The following is a 15,136-nucleotide window of genomic DNA, read 5'->3' on the forward strand; positions in this document are numbered from 1 at the left end:
GAAAATGAAATACCTGGTGGGAGAAACCTCGGAAGGCACTGCGGTCTTTGTTGTGAACGGTGAAAACGCAGTGAATTTAACGGCTTTGGACGCTGCCGTCGGTTCCGATCTGATGGGGTTAATAGCCAAGCCTGGGCTGGCCGACTCACTGGCTGACAAAGTCACCGCTGCAGACAGTGTGCCTGTGTCGTCTATCACACCAGCATTGCCGGTGGTCGCGCCTGGCACGATCATTTGTATGGGTTTGAACTACACGGACCACATCAAGGAAGGCGGGTATGATATTCCGGAGTATCCGACGCTTTTCATGCGCGGGAAAAACTCGATCATGGCGGCGGGGCAGCCCATGGTGCGGCCTACCTGTTCTGAGAAGCTAGACTACGAAGCCGAGCTTATGCTGATCGTTGGAAAAAGAGGTCGGCATATCTCGGAAGAGGACGCACTGGGTTATGTCTTTGGCTACACCGCGTTCAACGACGGGTCGCTGCGGGACTATCAGCGCAAAACCGTTCAATGGACGCCTGGCAAAAACTTCGATGATACGGGAGCAATCGGTCCGTTCACCGTAACGCCGGACGAACTGCCCGAAGGGGCTTCCGGTCTGAAGATCGAAAGCCGCGTGGGCGATGAAATCCTACAAAGCTCGAACACGGCCAACATGATCTGGGGCGTTCGTCAGGTCATTGCGACGATTTCGGAATACACCACTCTTGAGCCCGGAGACCTGATTGCGTTGGGCACACCACCGGGTGTCGGTCATGCCAAAAAGCCCAATCCCCGTTGGCTGAAGCCGGGTGAAACCGTCGAAGTCGAAATTGAAGGCATCGGAATCTGCGCCAGCCCGATCATCGACGAAAAGGACTCCAAGTCAAAGGTGGCCGCAGCATGAGCGCACCAACCGGGGCAGAGCTGGAGGCACTTCGCGCCAAGGCGCAGCAGGATCATCGCGATCTGCGCGAACGGATTCCACGTTTGTCGGATGACGCGATTGCCTTGATCCTGCGCGAATCTAGATCGCACTACGCGTGGACCAACAAGCCTGTTTCTGACGACCTACTTAAAGAGATCTATGACATCACGATCAACGGCGCGACCAGCATGAACACGTTGCCCGCGCGCTTTATTTTCGTGAAAAGCACTGAAGGCAAAGAACGGCTTGCCAAGTCGCTAAAGCCGAAAAACGTGCCAAAGATGATGGATGCACCGGTCACGGCGATCATTGCCTACGACTTGGACTTCTGGAAGGAACTGCCGTTTCTTTTTCCTCACGAAGACCGTCGGCCCTTGTTTGAAAACAAACCCGAATACGTAGCGGACACGGCCTACCGAAACGGCACTCTGCAGGGCGCGTACTTCATGATTGCGGCCCGGGCTGTCGGGTTGGACGTCGGCGCCATGTCAGGTTTTTCGAACAAGATCGTCGACGAGGAGTTCTTCGCGGGCACGACGCTCAAGTCCAATTTTCTTTGCAATTTGGGCTACGCAGACGAGACCGGTCTGTTCCAGAAGCTTCCACGTTTTCCATTCGAAAAGGTTTGCTCATATGCATGAGGAGTTAACCCCGTGGCCATGAAAGTAAAACCTGTCGTGACTTACCGAACGACAGCTCAATGCCCGACACATGCGCGTACCGAGATCCCAATTCGCGACCTTGATGTGGTTGTCGACGAACCCGTCGAACGCGGCGGAACAAATCTTGGCCCGTCTCCGACCGAAACCGCAATGGCAGCCTTGATCGCCTGTACGAACGTCATCGGGCACAAGAATGCACACCGGTTGGGAGTTGATCTCGGCGCGGTGACAATCGACGCGAAATGCAGGCTGGATCGGCGCGGTGTCCTGATGGAGGAGGAGATCGATGTTCCGTTTCCGGAAATCGAGCTCACCGTGAAGTGTGACACGCCCGCCAGTCAGGAGGAGCTGACACGGGTGGGCGAAGAGACAGCCAAGTATTGCGCCATCGCAAAACTATTTGAAGCGGCAGGCACGGACCTGACCGTCAACTGGGTCAAAACAAACCAATAAAGACAAAAGGCCCGACTTTCTGGGAGGAGAGAAATGAAAATCTGGACCAAACGCAGCCTTATCGGAGCTGCTCTGGCAAGCGTCATGGCGCTGCCCGCCGCAGCAGAGGAAACTATTTCTGTCGTTGTCATCGATGGCTACCCAGACCGGGCATTATGGGTGAAGGAGTTCACCAACTTCTTCATTCCGGAGGTGGACAAGCGACTGGCCGACGCCGGCAACTACAAGATGAACTGGCAGGAGAACTATGGCGGTTCAATCGTAAAGCCGAAAGGCGTTCTGGAGGGAATCCAGCTGGGCCTTGGTGACATAGGCATCGTCACAACCATCTTCCATTCTTCGAAGCTGCCCAGCCAAGGTATTTCGGGATCGACACCCTTTGTGGCATCGGATTCCCGAGCCGTGGCCAAGGCCGTAGATGAAATCGCACGCGAATACCCGGCGATGCAAAACGAGTTTGCTGCGCAGAACCAAGTCTATCTGGCCACAGGCGTTGTCCTAGACACGTATCAAATTTTCTGCACGGAACCGGTTGCCTCGGTATCAGATCTAGAGGGTCGCAAGATTGCCGGTGCAGGGCTTAACCTGCGATATCTCGAAGGCATTAAGGATGCGGCAGGTGTGCGCGGTGGGCTGACCGATTTCTACAACATGCTTCAGACGGGTCTGGTTGATTGTGGAATGCTGTGGCCCGAAGCGGCGAAGACGTTCAAGATCGCTGAAGTTGCCCCGTATATGCTCAAGGCCGATCTGGGTGCTGTGAACTCAAAAACCATCACGGTTAATGCAGACTATTGGGCAAGCCTGCCGGACGAAGTCAAAGAGGTGTTGACGGCGGTTGCCATCGATTACCGTGACCATGTCGCCGGTATCGCGATGGACAGGGCTGCTGCTTCGCGGGATGCTTACGTTGAAGCCGGTGGAACGATCGTTGAGGTTTCGGACGAAGACCGCGCCGCATGGGCAAACGCCATGCCGAATGTCGCGCAGGAATGGGCCGCGACGCTGAATGACAACGGCGAACAAGGAACGGAAATGCTGGCCGCCTACCTTGGCAAGCTTCAAGACGCCGGTTTCACCGGAGTGCGTGACTGGACGGCCGAATAACCGTCCGGCGATCCACGAAAGGGGCCTTTCATGCTGAAGACCGCAGTTGCTGGCCTGTCGCGGGTCGCCAATTTACTAGCAATCGCCGCCAACGCTTTGGGTACGCTCGTCGTCCTGGCGTTGGTGGTTGTTCTGAATGTCGACGTTATTGCACGTGGCCTGTTTTCAGCCCCATTGCGTGGCACTTATGAGATGGTGCAGTTTTCGGTCGTGATGATCGTCTTTCTGCAGTTGGCGGACGTGGTCAGAGTAGATCGGTTAACACGCTCGGACGGGTTCCTGAATCTGCTGCACCATCGTCGCCCGGGGCTAACAGCCAATCTGAGGCGCATCATCAATGCCATCTCGGCGATTTTCATGGCATTGATTGCCTATGTGACATTTCCTGAATTCCTACACATGTGGCAGACGCAGGACTACTTCGGAGTGCCCGGTCTTTTCACATTGCCATGGTGGCCCGTCAAACTGGTCATCGCGTGCGGTACTGCGCTTGCCTGCGTGATCTTCCTGCTCAAGGTCGTCACGGCGCAGGACCGTCCGCAACTTATTCGCACCCCTGAACATGACGAGGCCGCAGAATGACGCCGATTGAGATTGGCCTGATCTCGGTCGTTGCCATTGTTTTTCTGATTTATGCGGGCGTCTACATTCCCATCGCCTTGGGCGTCGTCTCTTTCGTGTCGATCTGGCTGATGCGGGACAACTTCACGCTAGCGCTGAACCTGCTGAAAGTGGCGGTCGGCGACAGCGCGATGGAATATAGCTTCGCGACTATCCCGCTGTTTACCTTCATGGGGCTCATCGTTTCAAAGGCTGGGTTAGGCAGGGACATTTACGAAGTCATGACCATGCGGTTTCGCAAGGTCAAAGGCGGGATTGGAATGGCCACGGTTGGAGCCAACGCCGTCTTTGCCGCAGTGACCGGATCGTCCATTGCATCCGCATCCGTATTCACCAAAGTTTCGGTGCCGCAGATGATGGCGCAGGATTACAACCCACGCTTTGCTGTTGGCGTGGTGGCCGGTTCTTCGGTTCTTGGCATGATCATCCCGCCTTCCGCGATGCTGATCATCTATTCCTTTGTCGCCGAACAATCGGTGGGGGACATGTTCCTGGCGGGGATTATTCCGGGGATCATGCTGGCGATCGCCTATGTCGGCGCGATCTGGGCCATGGGCCGTTTCACGCCAGCATTCGTGGGCGGCCGTGTCGTCGATGATACCGAATGGATGTCCGGGCGCGAGATCACGTCCAAAACCCTGCCGACATTGTGCATCATCACTATCGTTCTTGGCGGAATCTACACCGGCTGGCTTACTGCGGTCGAGGCAGGAGCAGCCGGTGCCTTCGTGGCGTTGATCATCGCTGTCCTACGTAGATCCATGTCCCCAAAAGCGTTCTGGGACGCGTTGCTGGAAACCGGTCATATCACAGCGGCGATCTTGTTCCTGATCACTGCAGCGTCAATTTATAGCCGCATGCTGGGACTGGCGGGGCTGCCCAACCAGTTGCAGGACCTGCTTGCGGGGAATTCCGCGTCCTTCTGGTCGATTATGCTCCTGTACGTCCTTTTGATGCTGTTTTTGGGAACACTGCTGGATACGGCTTCGATCATCCTGATCGTTGTCCCGCTGTTCCTGCCTATGGCCGAAGCGCTGGATATGTCGCTGATCTGGTTTGGTATCATCACCGTGGTCGGCGCCGAAATCGGGCTTTTGACCCCGCCTTTAGGCATATCCTGCTTTGTTATCAAATCGACGATCAATGACGACCGCATCTCGCTGAAGGACGTGTTTATGGGCGCGCTGCCCTTTGCGTTTGTGATGCTAATCGTTCTGTTCATTCTGATCGAGTTCCCGATCCTCAGCCTTGCCCTGATTTAAGGAGGCCAAGATGCGCTCTGTCACCAAAGACAATATCACCGACGTGTTCATGGGATACCTGTCCAAAGACACTGATCCGCGGATGCGTGAAATCATGGGGTCTCTGGTCAAGCACCTCCACGATTTCGCCCGTGAAACCAACCTGACGCATGACGAATGGCGAACGGGAATTGCATTTCTGGAGGGGTGCGCCGCTGTGGAAACCGAAGACAGGCATGAGTTTGTCTTGGCCTCGGACGTGTTGGGACTGTCATCGCTGGTGGACATGCTCCATTCAACTCCGGACGCCACAAGCTCGTCTGTTCTTGGGCCTTTTCATGTTTCTGGCGCACCGCCACTGCCATTCGGTGGTGATATGAAGCGTCACTACGGTGGGCCGGTTTTGCTGGCCGAGGGCGTTATCAGGGATGCCGAGGGTAATCCGATTGGCGGTGCAGAACTCGACATCTGGCAAACGGCGCCAAATGGAATGTATGCAAGCCAGGATGAAGAACAGGACACCTTTTCTTTTCATGGCCTGATGACCACTGGAGAGGACGGTAAGTATGCATTCACGACCGTCAAGCCGGTCGAATACACCGTGCCGTCAGACGGGCCTGTCGGGGACATTCTGCGCGCCTGCGGTCGCCATCCTTGGCGACCGTCGCACCTGCACTATATCGTTAAGGCACCCGGGCACCGTTCCTTAGTTACCGAGATTTTCCCCGACGACGATCCCTACCTGGATCAGGATACAGTGTTTGGTGTTCGGGATGACCTGGTAATGACTTATGTTGAAAGGCCGGCTTCAGAATTTCCCGAAGGCATGGAACTTTCTGGCAAGATCACTGAACCTTTCTTGCACGTAAAGTTTGATGTGAAGCTTGCCAGAGTTTGAATGCTATTGAGGGTGGTGCGGTGCTGAAACATACCTTAATTTTAGGAGCAACGCTTCTTTGTGGTACTGCCATCGCAGAAGAGCGACCGATCTTCGATGCGCATATTCATTACAGCCATGATGCCGTCAAACAGGTTCCTCCCGAACAAGTTGCCAAAATCCTTCGGGACGCAGGCGTGCGCAAAGCACTGGTTTCCAGCTCGGATGACAACGGTACCCAATTACTGTTGGCCGCAGCGCCGGACATTGTTGTTCCAGCCCTTCGCCCCTACCGTCGCCGCGGTGAGATCAACACCTGGATGCACGATGAAACGGTAATCGGTTATCTGGAAGCAAATCTGGCGAAGAACGAATACAAAGCCATCGGCGAGTTTCACGCTTATGGTGATGATATCAAAACACCGGTCATCCAGCATATGATCTCGCTGGCAAAAGAACGGAACCTAATTCTGCATCACCACGGCGATCGAGAGGCCGTTGACCTGATTTTTGAGGCCTGGCCCGAAGCTCGGGTATTGTGGGCCCACTCTGGCTTTGACGACCCGGCCAGTGTGACTGATGCCTTGGACACCTATCCAAGGCTTTGGGCCGATCTTGCGTTTCGCTCTGATATGGTCTCGCGGGGCCGTGTTGACCCAGATTGGAAGGCTGCGTTCGAAGCGCACCCGGATCGGTTTATGGTTGGTACGGATACGTTCGCTCCAGAGCGTTGGTACTACGTAGGCCCTCATGCTGATTTTTCACGGGAGTGGTTGGATTTGCTTCCGGTCCAGATCGCAGACAACATCGCATACGCAAACGCAGAACGTTTACTGGCATCAGAATGATCCGCTGGGTTGTCTGGTTTCTAGTATCATCTGGCGCGGCCGTCGCTTGTGAAACGGCAGGGCAACGCATGAGTTCGGAAATTCAAAACGCACCCAAGGTGCATGTGGCGCTCGACGAAATTCGATTGTCCCAACCGTTTTCTATTCTTCTGACAGTCTGTGATGATGTTGCCGTGAGTGAGGTGCGCGTCGATGCAATAATGCCTGCTCACCAACACGGGCTAAACTACGCCCCCAAAATCACCGCATTAGGCGATAGGGTGTTTCGTGCAGATAACATGCTGTTTCACATGCCGGGGCTGTGGGAACTGCGAGTTGACACCAACTTTGGCAGGCGATCGATATCCTACACTTCCGATGTCGTGCTAAAATGAAGGTGCTGGTGACAGCGGCGTTTGTAGTCCTAGCAGGGGCCGTTCGTTCTGAAGTCCTGTTGTCTGATGACGAAATTCAGCAAACGTTGTCCTTCGGACCATGGCCAATTTCGTTTCAGTCGGATCCAAGCAACAGGGTTTCAAACGATACAGGAGCGATTGCGCTGGGAGCGGCCTTATTCAACGATCCGGTGTTGTCAGCCGACGGAGCATTTACTTGTGCAAGTTGTCATGACCCTGAACAGGCATTTACCACGTCCGACGCGCGAGCATTTGGTCGCGTCCTGGTAGATCGAAACACTCCATCCCTGCGGAACCTTGCTGGTCTCCGCTGGTACGGTTGGGGAGGTAAGAGCGATAGCCTGTGGGCAGCTAGCTTGCATCCGATCATCGAAGAGCAAGAGATGGCGCACAGTAAAGAAAGCCTAAAGGCAGCTATCTCGGAAAGTATCTACATTGATGATTTTGAAGCCATATTTGGCGACATCCAGATTCAAGATCCAGAACTTGTGCTGGTGAACACTGCCAAAACGCTATCCGCTTACTTGGAAACATTGGCTACGGACCGGACACAGTTTGACGATTTTCGCGATGCATTGGAGAACCAAGATTTAGCAGCGGCCGCGACCTACCCCGAAGCTGCCCGGCGAGGTCTTCAGTTGTTCATAGGGCGTGGAAACTGTGTGTTGTGCCACAATGGTCCGAGATTTTCCAACAATGAGTTCCATGACGCTGGCGTTCCATATTTTCTGAGCGAAACCGAGGTCGACGAAGGGCGGTTCGGTGGATTGAACTTCTTGCTTTCAAACGCTTACACATTGGACGGCAACTGGAGTGATGATCCGGAAAAGCAAGGTGCATGGGTGGTTCGCAGTGTCCGCAGGAGCCACTCAGATTTTGGGACCTTTCGTACGCCAAGCCTACGGGGCGTGGCCGAAACCGCGCCTTACATGCATGACGGCAGCCTGATCGACTTGGATGCGGTGATCAGGCATTACAGCGAAATTGATACGGAAAGGTTACACGCCGACGGTGAAGCCATACTGTCGGAGTTGAACTTGTCTGAGCAAGAGATTTCAGACTTAGCTGCATTTTTGGAGTCACTGTCCAAAGCGCCTTAATACAGCTCTTGTGTTAACGGCTTGGAAATGGGCTATCTGGCTTGCGGTTTTGGAGACCGTTGTAGACCTTGGTGTCTGAGCATTTTCTCTTCAAGAAAGTGCTCTCCCGAGTCTATTCCAATTATAGTGTACGATTGAGTCAGTCGGGGTACACGGTTCAACCGAACCCAAACTTCGCTTGTCAGATCACTGAAAAGTTTGGTGGATATTGGCGGCTGTCTCAAGAAGCGCTTGTTCAATAGTTTCTTTTTGTCGTGAAAACCGTGTCGTTGGCACCGGGATGGAGATTGCGTGCAAATCTCCAACCCAATCGACGAAGGAAAATCCTATTGCCGACACACCGGCAGAATGCTCGTCCATGTCATAGGCAAGGCCTTGTTCTCGGATCATGGCCAGTTCGGACAAAAACTCATCTAAGTTCCTCTGGATTCCGTTCCGGTCCCATTCGTTTCGAATTAGCTTGATCGCATCTTCTTTACTGAGTTTGGCAAGACATGCTTTGCCATTCGCCGTGGTGGTCAAAGGAAAAACCTCGCCCACTTGCGAAACTGTAGTCAAACGGTATACGCCGGGAACCTGATCCAGAAAAACCATACCGATACCGCGCATAACCGCTAGGTCAGTTGTTTCTCCGGTCTTTTGTGTCAGTTCAGTCAAGAGAAGCCGGCAGTGCTCGACAATGCTATATTGGGCCGCTCCGGCAAGGGCGTTCAGTTCAGGGCCGAGCCGCAGACCGCCTCCATTCGCATCGGAAATAACAAACTTCTCTTCCGCAAGGGCACTAGTGATTCTCTGTACCGTAGAGCGGGGCAGGTCAACGCGTTCGGCAATTTTCCCCAGGCTCATTCCGGACTGGCTTTCCTTCAGGACACGCAGAATCGAAGCTGCTCTCGAAATGACCTGAATGCCACCTTTGTCATTTTTATCAGGCATTTACACCTCCTCTTCGTTTCTTGGTTCTGCCGCTGCGGGTGTCAGGCGCACTGGCAAGCTGTACCACTATGCGGTGCAAGTCAACCGTAATGTGAGTTTTAAGTTGACCGCATCGCGGTGCGTATGCATCATGATACGGGACAGGTGGGGAGGCCACCCATTCAATTCAAATCGACCAACGCCGCTTCGTCGGCGAACAGAGGAGATATGCCCAATGGTTGAAATCCGCGGCATCGAGTTCCAGGGCAACACCGACAATGATATGGGGCTGGAGTTCTATAACCTGAGTCACAGATACGGGTTTCAATGCCCTAACTGGCCCTATTTCAAAGACGTCCAGATCGACCGAAAACACTACATGGCCAAGTCGGGCGTGTTGTCGCAAACGATTACCACGACCATGCACGTGACCACGCATATCGATGCTCCGGCACATGTTGTTCAGGGAACGCCGTTCATCGACGAGGTACCGCTGCCGCATTTCTTCGGTTCGGGCCTGGTGGTTTCTGTCCCCAAGAAAAAGTGGGAGCAAATCACAGGCGATGATCTGGAAAAGGCTTGCGGGCATGCGATCCGCAAGGGCGACGTTCTGATCATCAATACCGGTTGGCACAAGCAGTACGAAGATGGTGACTACTTCGCCTACTGCCCGGGTCTTGTCCCTTCAGCCGCCGAGTGGATGATCGAAAAAGGTGTGAAAGTTGTCGGGCATGACACCCAGGCAAACGACCACCCGCTGGCAACAGCCATCGGCCCGCAGCGAAACGGTCCGATCATGCCGCATCTTGAGAAGGAATATCTTGAGTGGTCAGGCGGAACTCCGTGGGAAGTTGACTTCCCTGAGTGGGAACCGGTGCACAATATGCTGTTCTCCAGAGGTATTCTTGGAATTGAAAATGTTGGCGGTGACCTTGATGCGGTGACCGGCAAGCGATGCACCTTCGCATTCTTCCCTTGGAACTGGGACCGTGGTGATGGCTGCATCATCCGCTTGGTGGCGATGATCGACAAGAACCAGTCCTATCGCATCGAAGCTGGCGAAGAATTCTGAACACTCACGGACCGGTCGCCGGTTCGCCGGCGGCCACCATTACTATAATCCTGAGCGGGGACGAACATGCATCTAAAGCGGTTTAAAGACGCCCAACCCTACGAAGCACCGAACCACTTTGGATGCCACGGGCTTCGTTTGCAGGGGTTCGAGGAAGGCGGGCCGACAAATCAATGGATCGGCTTCAGTCAGTTCCTGCCGGGTGGAGGCGCGGGGCCGGACTCTACGCCGTTCGAGAAGGTCTACGTGGTTTTGGACGGCGAAATGACCGTCATCGTTGATGGAGTGGAAACCACCCTGGGTCCCATGGACAGCTGCACGATCGCGCCGGGCGAAGTTCGTAAAATTGAAAACCGTTCGAACCACACCTGCAAGATGCTTGTCGTCATTCCGTACCCGCCAGAAAGCTGAGGACGAATAGTATGTCTAATCCACTCAAGATGTTTGATGTTAAGGACAATGTCGCACTGATCACGGGGGCCTCTGGGGCTTTTGGCATGGTGGCCGCACGTGTTCTTGCCGGGGCCGGTTGCAACTTGGTTTTGGCAGCAGGCAACCAACAAGCGCTCGATGAGATTGCCAAAGAGTGCGAGGAACTCGGAGCTGCTGTTGTAACAGTGAACACACGCCCAAACGATGAAGCGTCATGCGACGCGTTGGTCGATGAAGCGGTCAACAGTTTTGGCAAGCTGGACATTCTCGTCGTCGCGTCCGGTATGAACAAAGTCGCTCCAATCAACGAAATGGCTCCCGAAACCTTTGATGCGGTGATGGATGCCAACGTCAATCAAAGCTGGTTACTTGCGCGTTCGGCTGCGAAACAGATGAAGGTCAGCGAATATGGCAAGATCATCTTCGTCAGTTCCGCTCGTAGTATCCTTGGCCACCCGGCTGGCTATACTGCGTATTGCGCATCAAAGGCTGCAGTAAACGGGATCACTAAAGCCTTGGGGTGTGAGCTCGGGCCGACTGGAATTACCGTCAACGCGATCGCGCCGACAGTGTTTAGGTCTCCTTTGACAGCTTGGATGTTCGAAGAAACCGACGAGGCCAAAGCGGTGCGCGATGGCTTCCTTACCCGTGTTCCCAAGGGGCGACTGGGTGAGCCAGAAGACCTTGCCGGTCCTCTACTGTTTCTCGCGTCGCGCGCATCTGATTTCTACACCGGGCATATCCTTCATGCCGACGGTGGATATACGGCGGGCTAAATGATGGTGCGTAAAAAACAGCAGATGGCAGTGATTGGCGCAGGCCTGATGGGCCATGGCATTGCCCTGACTTTAGCGAAGGCCGGTCAATACGTCGCCATCACGGATCCGGTGAAAGGAGCCCGGGATACGGTGTCAGAGCGCATTCGCGCCAGCATGGCGGCGATGGGGGATGACGAGGATAAAATCACAAAGACCCTCAAGATGATTGAGATCTTTGCGACAACGGAAAGCGCGGTCCGAAATGCGGACGCGGTTTTCGAAGCGGCGCCGGAAAAATTGGAACTTAAGCAAGCGATATTTGCTGAAATCGAGGCGCACGCACCAGAGACTTGCATTCTCGCATCCAATACTTCGGTCATGCCGATCACTCAGATCATGTCTGGTTTGCGGCTGAAAAACCGGGCCATCGGAACGCATTGGTGGAACCCGCCGCATATGATCCCGTTGGTCGAGGTCATCAAGACTGAGTGGACAGACCCAGAGACTGCACAGACAATGTACGATCTATTGAAGGATGCCGGAAAAACTCCGGTGATGGTCGAAAAGGATGTGCCCGGCTTTATCGGTAATCGCCTTCAACACGCGTTGTGGCGGGAAGCGGTCAGTCTGGTGGAAAACGGTATCTGCGACGCAGAGGCGGTTGATACCGTGATCAAGTCCAGTTTTGGCCGCCGGTTGGCAGTGCTTGGACCTTTAGAGAACGCTGACCTTGTTGGCACCGATCTGACGCTCGATATCCATGAAAACGTGCTGCACGATCTTGAGGCGCACAAGGGCCCCTCAACCTATCTCAAGGCGCTCGTCGATGCGGGCAAGTTGGGCATGAAATCCGGCGAAGGGTTCAGAAAGTGGGCCGAAGGCGAGGCAGATGAAGTTCGCCAGCGTGTCGCAACGCATCTGAAAAATCTCGAGAAGACTTTGTAAGATCAATCAAACACTGGCGGGAGGCCGGTGAAGGGAGGACGCAATGACAAGGACTTTCAAAACAGCCACAAGGCGTGGTTTCATAGCCGGTGCCACAGCGGCGATTGCTGCGCCGGCCATCCTTCGGGCAACGCGAGCCTATGCCGCGAACCCGACGCTGCGGATCGGCAATGTCAGCCCGCGCACCGGACCACTGGCCGGTTTTGCCGAGGCCGACGAATATGTACTGCAAGCCATCCAGCAGGTCTTTTCGGCGGGGTTGGACAACAACGGCAAGACCTGGAATGTCGAGATCATTTCAAAAGACAGCCAGTCCAATCCAAACCGCGCAGCAGAGGTCGCCGCTGACCTGATTCTGGGAGATGAGGTCGATATCATTGTTGCGGCTTCAACGCCGGACACGGTGAACCCTGTCGCCGATCAGGCAGAGATCAATGAAGTTCCTTGCATCACAACCGACTGCCCGTGGCAGCCATACTTCTTTGGCCGCAACGGCGTTCCGGGCGAAGGGTTTGAAAACACCTATCACTTCTTCTGGGGTCTTGAAGACGTTATCGCCGCTTTCCTCGACATGTGGGACAAGACAGGCGTGGCCAAGACCGTGGGCGGTCTTTTCCCCAATGATGCCGATGGCAATGCCTGGGGTGATGCGGAACTGGGCCTGCCCAAACCGCTTGCTGCTGCAGGATACACGCTGACCGATCCCGGCCGCTATCAGCCGTTGTCTGACGACTTCTCAAACCAGATCGCAGCGTTTAAGGCGGCTGGATGTGAAATCGTTACCGGCAACATGATCCCGCCGGATTTCGCAACGTTCTGGAGCCAGGCCGCACAGCAGGGGTTCAACCCCAAGGTTGTCACGATCGGCAAGGCGCTGTTGTTCCCGTCTGTCATTGAATCGCTCGGCGATCGTGGCGATGGATTGTCGACCGAGGTCTGGTGGTCTCCACATCACCCGTTCTCGTCCTCGCTGACCGGCATTTCGTCGAAACAACTGGCAGAAGGGTACACAGCAGAGTCGGGACGTCCATGGACGCAACCGCTTGGCTTCAAACACGCTCTGTTCGAGGTCGTCGCCGATGTGATCAAACGGGCTGATGATCTGGAAGACCCCACTTCGATCATCTCGGCAATCACATCCACCAACCTGAACACCATCGTCGGGCCGGTGAACTGGGGTGATGGGCCGATGAACAATGTCACTAAAACACCATTGGTCGGTGGTCAGTGGCAAAAGTCCGGGGACGCGTATGAGTTGCAGATCGTTGCAAACAGCACCGCGCCCGAGGTTCCGGTGACGGCAGACATGAAGCTGCTGGGCTGACCAATTGTTCGGCGCCGATCTTGGTGCCGAACCCTTCATCCGAGAGAAGCATGACAACAATCCTGAATCTCCAAGACCTGAGCAAAGCATTTGGCGCAGTCACTGTCGCCGATGCGCTGAACTATCAGGTCCAACAAGGTGAGGCACTTGGGGTGATTGGCCCTAATGGCGCCGGTAAAACCTCGATGTTCAACCTGATCACTGGAACGCTGAAACCGAATTCCGGACGTATCGAGTTTGATGGTCAGAACGTCACCAAATGGAGCGCAGCAAGACGCAGCCATGCAGGGATCGCCCGTTCGTTTCAGGTCCCGCAGCCGTTTTCGGGCATGACCGTTTTCGAAAACGCCATGATCGCCGCCACGCAATCGGCTGGGCTGCGTGGGCACCAAGCTGAACGGTTTTGTCTGGAAGTACTGGATCAAACGGAGCTGCTGCCAAAGGCAAACACTGTTGCAGGTAGCCTGACATTGCTGGAACGAAAACGCCTGGAACTGACACGCGCGCTTTGCGCCAAGCCAAGATTGCTGCTGCTGGATGAAATCGCCGGTGGGCTGACCGAAGCCGAGTGCAAATCACTGGTTCAAACCATCAAGGACATTCATGCCTCCGGCGTCACCATCATCTGGATCGAACACGTTGTGCACGCCGTGTTGGCCGTTGTGGACCGCCTGATCGTTATCGACTTCGGAAAGAAGATCGCCGAGGGCGAGCCGCAGGCAATCATGGAAAGCACTGAGGTCAAAGAGATATATCTAGGGATCGAAGCCGATGCCTGATCCAATTCTCCAGACACGCGGGTTAAACTCTTTCTACGGCGACTTCCAAGCGCTCTACGACGTCGAACTGGACGTGGGCGAGGGCGAAGTCCTTGCCATTATTGGTGCAAACGGTGCGGGAAAAACCACCTTGATGCGGTCCATCACAGGGTTGCTGACGAACGGACCGGGTCAGATCCACTACCGGGGGCAGGATGTCAGCCGACTTCGAGCGGACGAGGTTGCAGAACTTGGCCTGGCGATGGTTCCAGAGGGTCGCCAATTGTTCCCCTCTTTGTCAGTCAAAGAGAACCTGATGATAGGAGCTCAGGTTGGCCGCAAAGGCCCCTGGGATCTGAAAGCCGTCTACGATCTATTTCCGATCCTTGAAGAGCGAAAAGATCAGGCCTCTACTTCGCTCTCTGGCGGTCAACAGCAGATGGTTGCTATCGGGCGCGCTCTCATGGCCAACCCTGATTTGATCCTCTTTGACGAAGTTAGCCTCGGGCTGGCGCCGATAATCATCAAAGACATCTACGAAGCGCTTCCCGGCATTATTGGCGAGGGTATGAGCGCGATCATCGTTGAACAGGACATCACCAAGGCACTGTCGGTCTCGAGCCGGGTCTACTGCCTGCAAGAGGGACGCGTTTCGCTGGAGAGCGCGTCTGACACCGTTTCGCGCGAAGACATCTCGCGCGCTTATTTCGGGATCGAATAA

General features: G+C 54.8%; 18 protein-coding genes. 17 read left to right on the top strand and 1 reads right to left on the bottom strand.

Features of this window, described 5'->3' with window-relative positions; all coding sequences use genetic code 11:
• Positions 1-4 precede the first annotated feature (4 nt).
• Genes AC2FIO_RS13985 through AC2FIO_RS14030 form a run of 10 tightly spaced genes read left to right on the top strand, consistent with a single transcriptional unit; the run spans position 5 to position 8,214 of the window.
• The gene (locus AC2FIO_RS13985; protein ID WP_496698380.1) at positions 5-889 is read left to right on the top strand and encodes a fumarylacetoacetate hydrolase family protein; all 885 of its coding nucleotides are present in this window, start codon (positions 5-7) and stop codon (positions 887-889) included.
• Positions 886-1,551 carry a malonic semialdehyde reductase gene (locus tag AC2FIO_RS13990; protein WP_496698382.1) on the top strand — a complete coding sequence of 222 codons (666 nt, stop codon included), beginning with the start codon at positions 886-888 and terminating at the stop codon, positions 1,549-1,551. The genes AC2FIO_RS13985 and AC2FIO_RS13990 overlap by 4 nt, the downstream gene beginning before the upstream one ends.
• Positions 1,552-1,569: 18 nt before the next feature.
• Positions 1,570-2,025, top strand: coding sequence for an OsmC family protein (locus AC2FIO_RS13995; protein ID WP_109312673.1), 456 nt, complete (start codon positions 1,570-1,572; stop codon positions 2,023-2,025).
• Positions 2,026-2,058: 33 nt separating this feature from the next.
• On the top strand, positions 2,059-3,132 hold the full coding sequence (locus AC2FIO_RS14000; protein ID WP_496698384.1) for a C4-dicarboxylate TRAP transporter substrate-binding protein: 1,074 nt from the start codon (positions 2,059-2,061) through the stop codon (positions 3,130-3,132).
• 30 nt (positions 3,133-3,162) lie between these two features.
• Positions 3,163-3,714, top strand: a complete 552-nt coding sequence (locus tag AC2FIO_RS14005; protein ID WP_496698386.1) for a TRAP transporter small permease subunit — start codon at positions 3,163-3,165, stop codon at positions 3,712-3,714.
• Positions 3,711-5,015, top strand: coding sequence for a TRAP transporter large permease (locus AC2FIO_RS14010; protein WP_496698388.1), 1,305 nt, complete (start codon positions 3,711-3,713; stop codon positions 5,013-5,015). The genes AC2FIO_RS14005 and AC2FIO_RS14010 overlap by 4 nt, the downstream gene beginning before the upstream one ends.
• 10 nt (positions 5,016-5,025) lie before the next feature.
• Positions 5,026-5,892 (top strand): dioxygenase family protein, encoded by an 867-nt coding sequence (locus AC2FIO_RS14015; protein ID WP_058273380.1) that lies wholly within the window; start codon positions 5,026-5,028, stop codon positions 5,890-5,892.
• The gene (locus AC2FIO_RS14020; RefSeq protein ID WP_496698390.1) at positions 5,889-6,719 is read left to right on the top strand and encodes an amidohydrolase family protein; all 831 of its coding nucleotides are present in this window, start codon (positions 5,889-5,891) and stop codon (positions 6,717-6,719) included. Before AC2FIO_RS14015 ends, AC2FIO_RS14020 begins: the two co-directional genes overlap by 4 nt.
• The gene (locus AC2FIO_RS14025; RefSeq protein WP_108862223.1) at positions 6,716-7,093 is read left to right on the top strand and encodes a hypothetical protein; all 378 of its coding nucleotides are present in this window, start codon (positions 6,716-6,718) and stop codon (positions 7,091-7,093) included. The genes AC2FIO_RS14020 and AC2FIO_RS14025 overlap by 4 nt, the downstream gene beginning before the upstream one ends.
• Positions 7,090-8,214, top strand: a complete 1,125-nt coding sequence (locus AC2FIO_RS14030; protein WP_282170017.1) for a cytochrome-c peroxidase — start codon at positions 7,090-7,092, stop codon at positions 8,212-8,214. The genes AC2FIO_RS14025 and AC2FIO_RS14030 overlap by 4 nt, the downstream gene beginning before the upstream one ends.
• Positions 8,215-8,400: 186 nt before the next feature.
• Here AC2FIO_RS14030 and AC2FIO_RS14035 read toward each other — a convergent pair whose 3' ends face one another.
• Complete coding sequence (locus AC2FIO_RS14035; protein WP_282121276.1) at positions 8,401-9,147, bottom strand: IclR family transcriptional regulator; 747 nt, start codon at positions 9,145-9,147, stop codon at positions 8,401-8,403.
• A gap of 214 nt (positions 9,148-9,361) precedes the next feature.
• On the opposite strand from AC2FIO_RS14035, the gene AC2FIO_RS14040 reads away from it, so the two are divergent.
• The 7 genes from AC2FIO_RS14040 (at position 9,362) to AC2FIO_RS14070 (ending at position 15,136) form a co-directional block, all read left to right on the top strand.
• Positions 9,362-10,198, top strand: a complete 837-nt coding sequence (locus AC2FIO_RS14040) for a cyclase family protein (RefSeq protein ID WP_058273376.1) — start codon at positions 9,362-9,364, stop codon at positions 10,196-10,198.
• A 66-nt stretch (positions 10,199-10,264) separates the two neighbouring features.
• A complete protein-coding gene (locus tag AC2FIO_RS14045; protein ID WP_282170015.1) occupies positions 10,265-10,609 on the top strand; it encodes a cupin domain-containing protein in 345 nt (114 codons plus the stop codon).
• An 11-nt stretch (positions 10,610-10,620) separates the two neighbouring features.
• Positions 10,621-11,406 carry an SDR family NAD(P)-dependent oxidoreductase gene (locus tag AC2FIO_RS14050; protein WP_108862219.1) on the top strand — a complete coding sequence of 262 codons (786 nt, stop codon included), beginning with the start codon at positions 10,621-10,623 and terminating at the stop codon, positions 11,404-11,406.
• Positions 11,407-12,333 carry a 3-hydroxyacyl-CoA dehydrogenase family protein gene (locus AC2FIO_RS14055; protein WP_282170014.1) on the top strand — a complete coding sequence of 309 codons (927 nt, stop codon included), beginning with the start codon at positions 11,407-11,409 and terminating at the stop codon, positions 12,331-12,333. It begins immediately after the preceding gene.
• A gap of 43 nt (positions 12,334-12,376) precedes the next feature.
• Positions 12,377-13,657 carry an ABC transporter substrate-binding protein gene (locus AC2FIO_RS14060; RefSeq protein ID WP_282153286.1) on the top strand — a complete coding sequence of 427 codons (1,281 nt, stop codon included), beginning with the start codon at positions 12,377-12,379 and terminating at the stop codon, positions 13,655-13,657.
• A 50-nt stretch (positions 13,658-13,707) separates the two neighbouring features.
• Positions 13,708-14,436, top strand: coding sequence for an ABC transporter ATP-binding protein (locus AC2FIO_RS14065; protein ID WP_496698396.1), 729 nt, complete (start codon positions 13,708-13,710; stop codon positions 14,434-14,436).
• The gene (locus AC2FIO_RS14070) at positions 14,429-15,136 is read left to right on the top strand and encodes an ABC transporter ATP-binding protein (protein ID WP_108862216.1); all 708 of its coding nucleotides are present in this window, start codon (positions 14,429-14,431) and stop codon (positions 15,134-15,136) included. Before AC2FIO_RS14065 ends, AC2FIO_RS14070 begins: the two co-directional genes overlap by 8 nt.

The sequence above is a fragment of the Ruegeria sp. CDSB086 genome, from assembly GCF_059611065.1.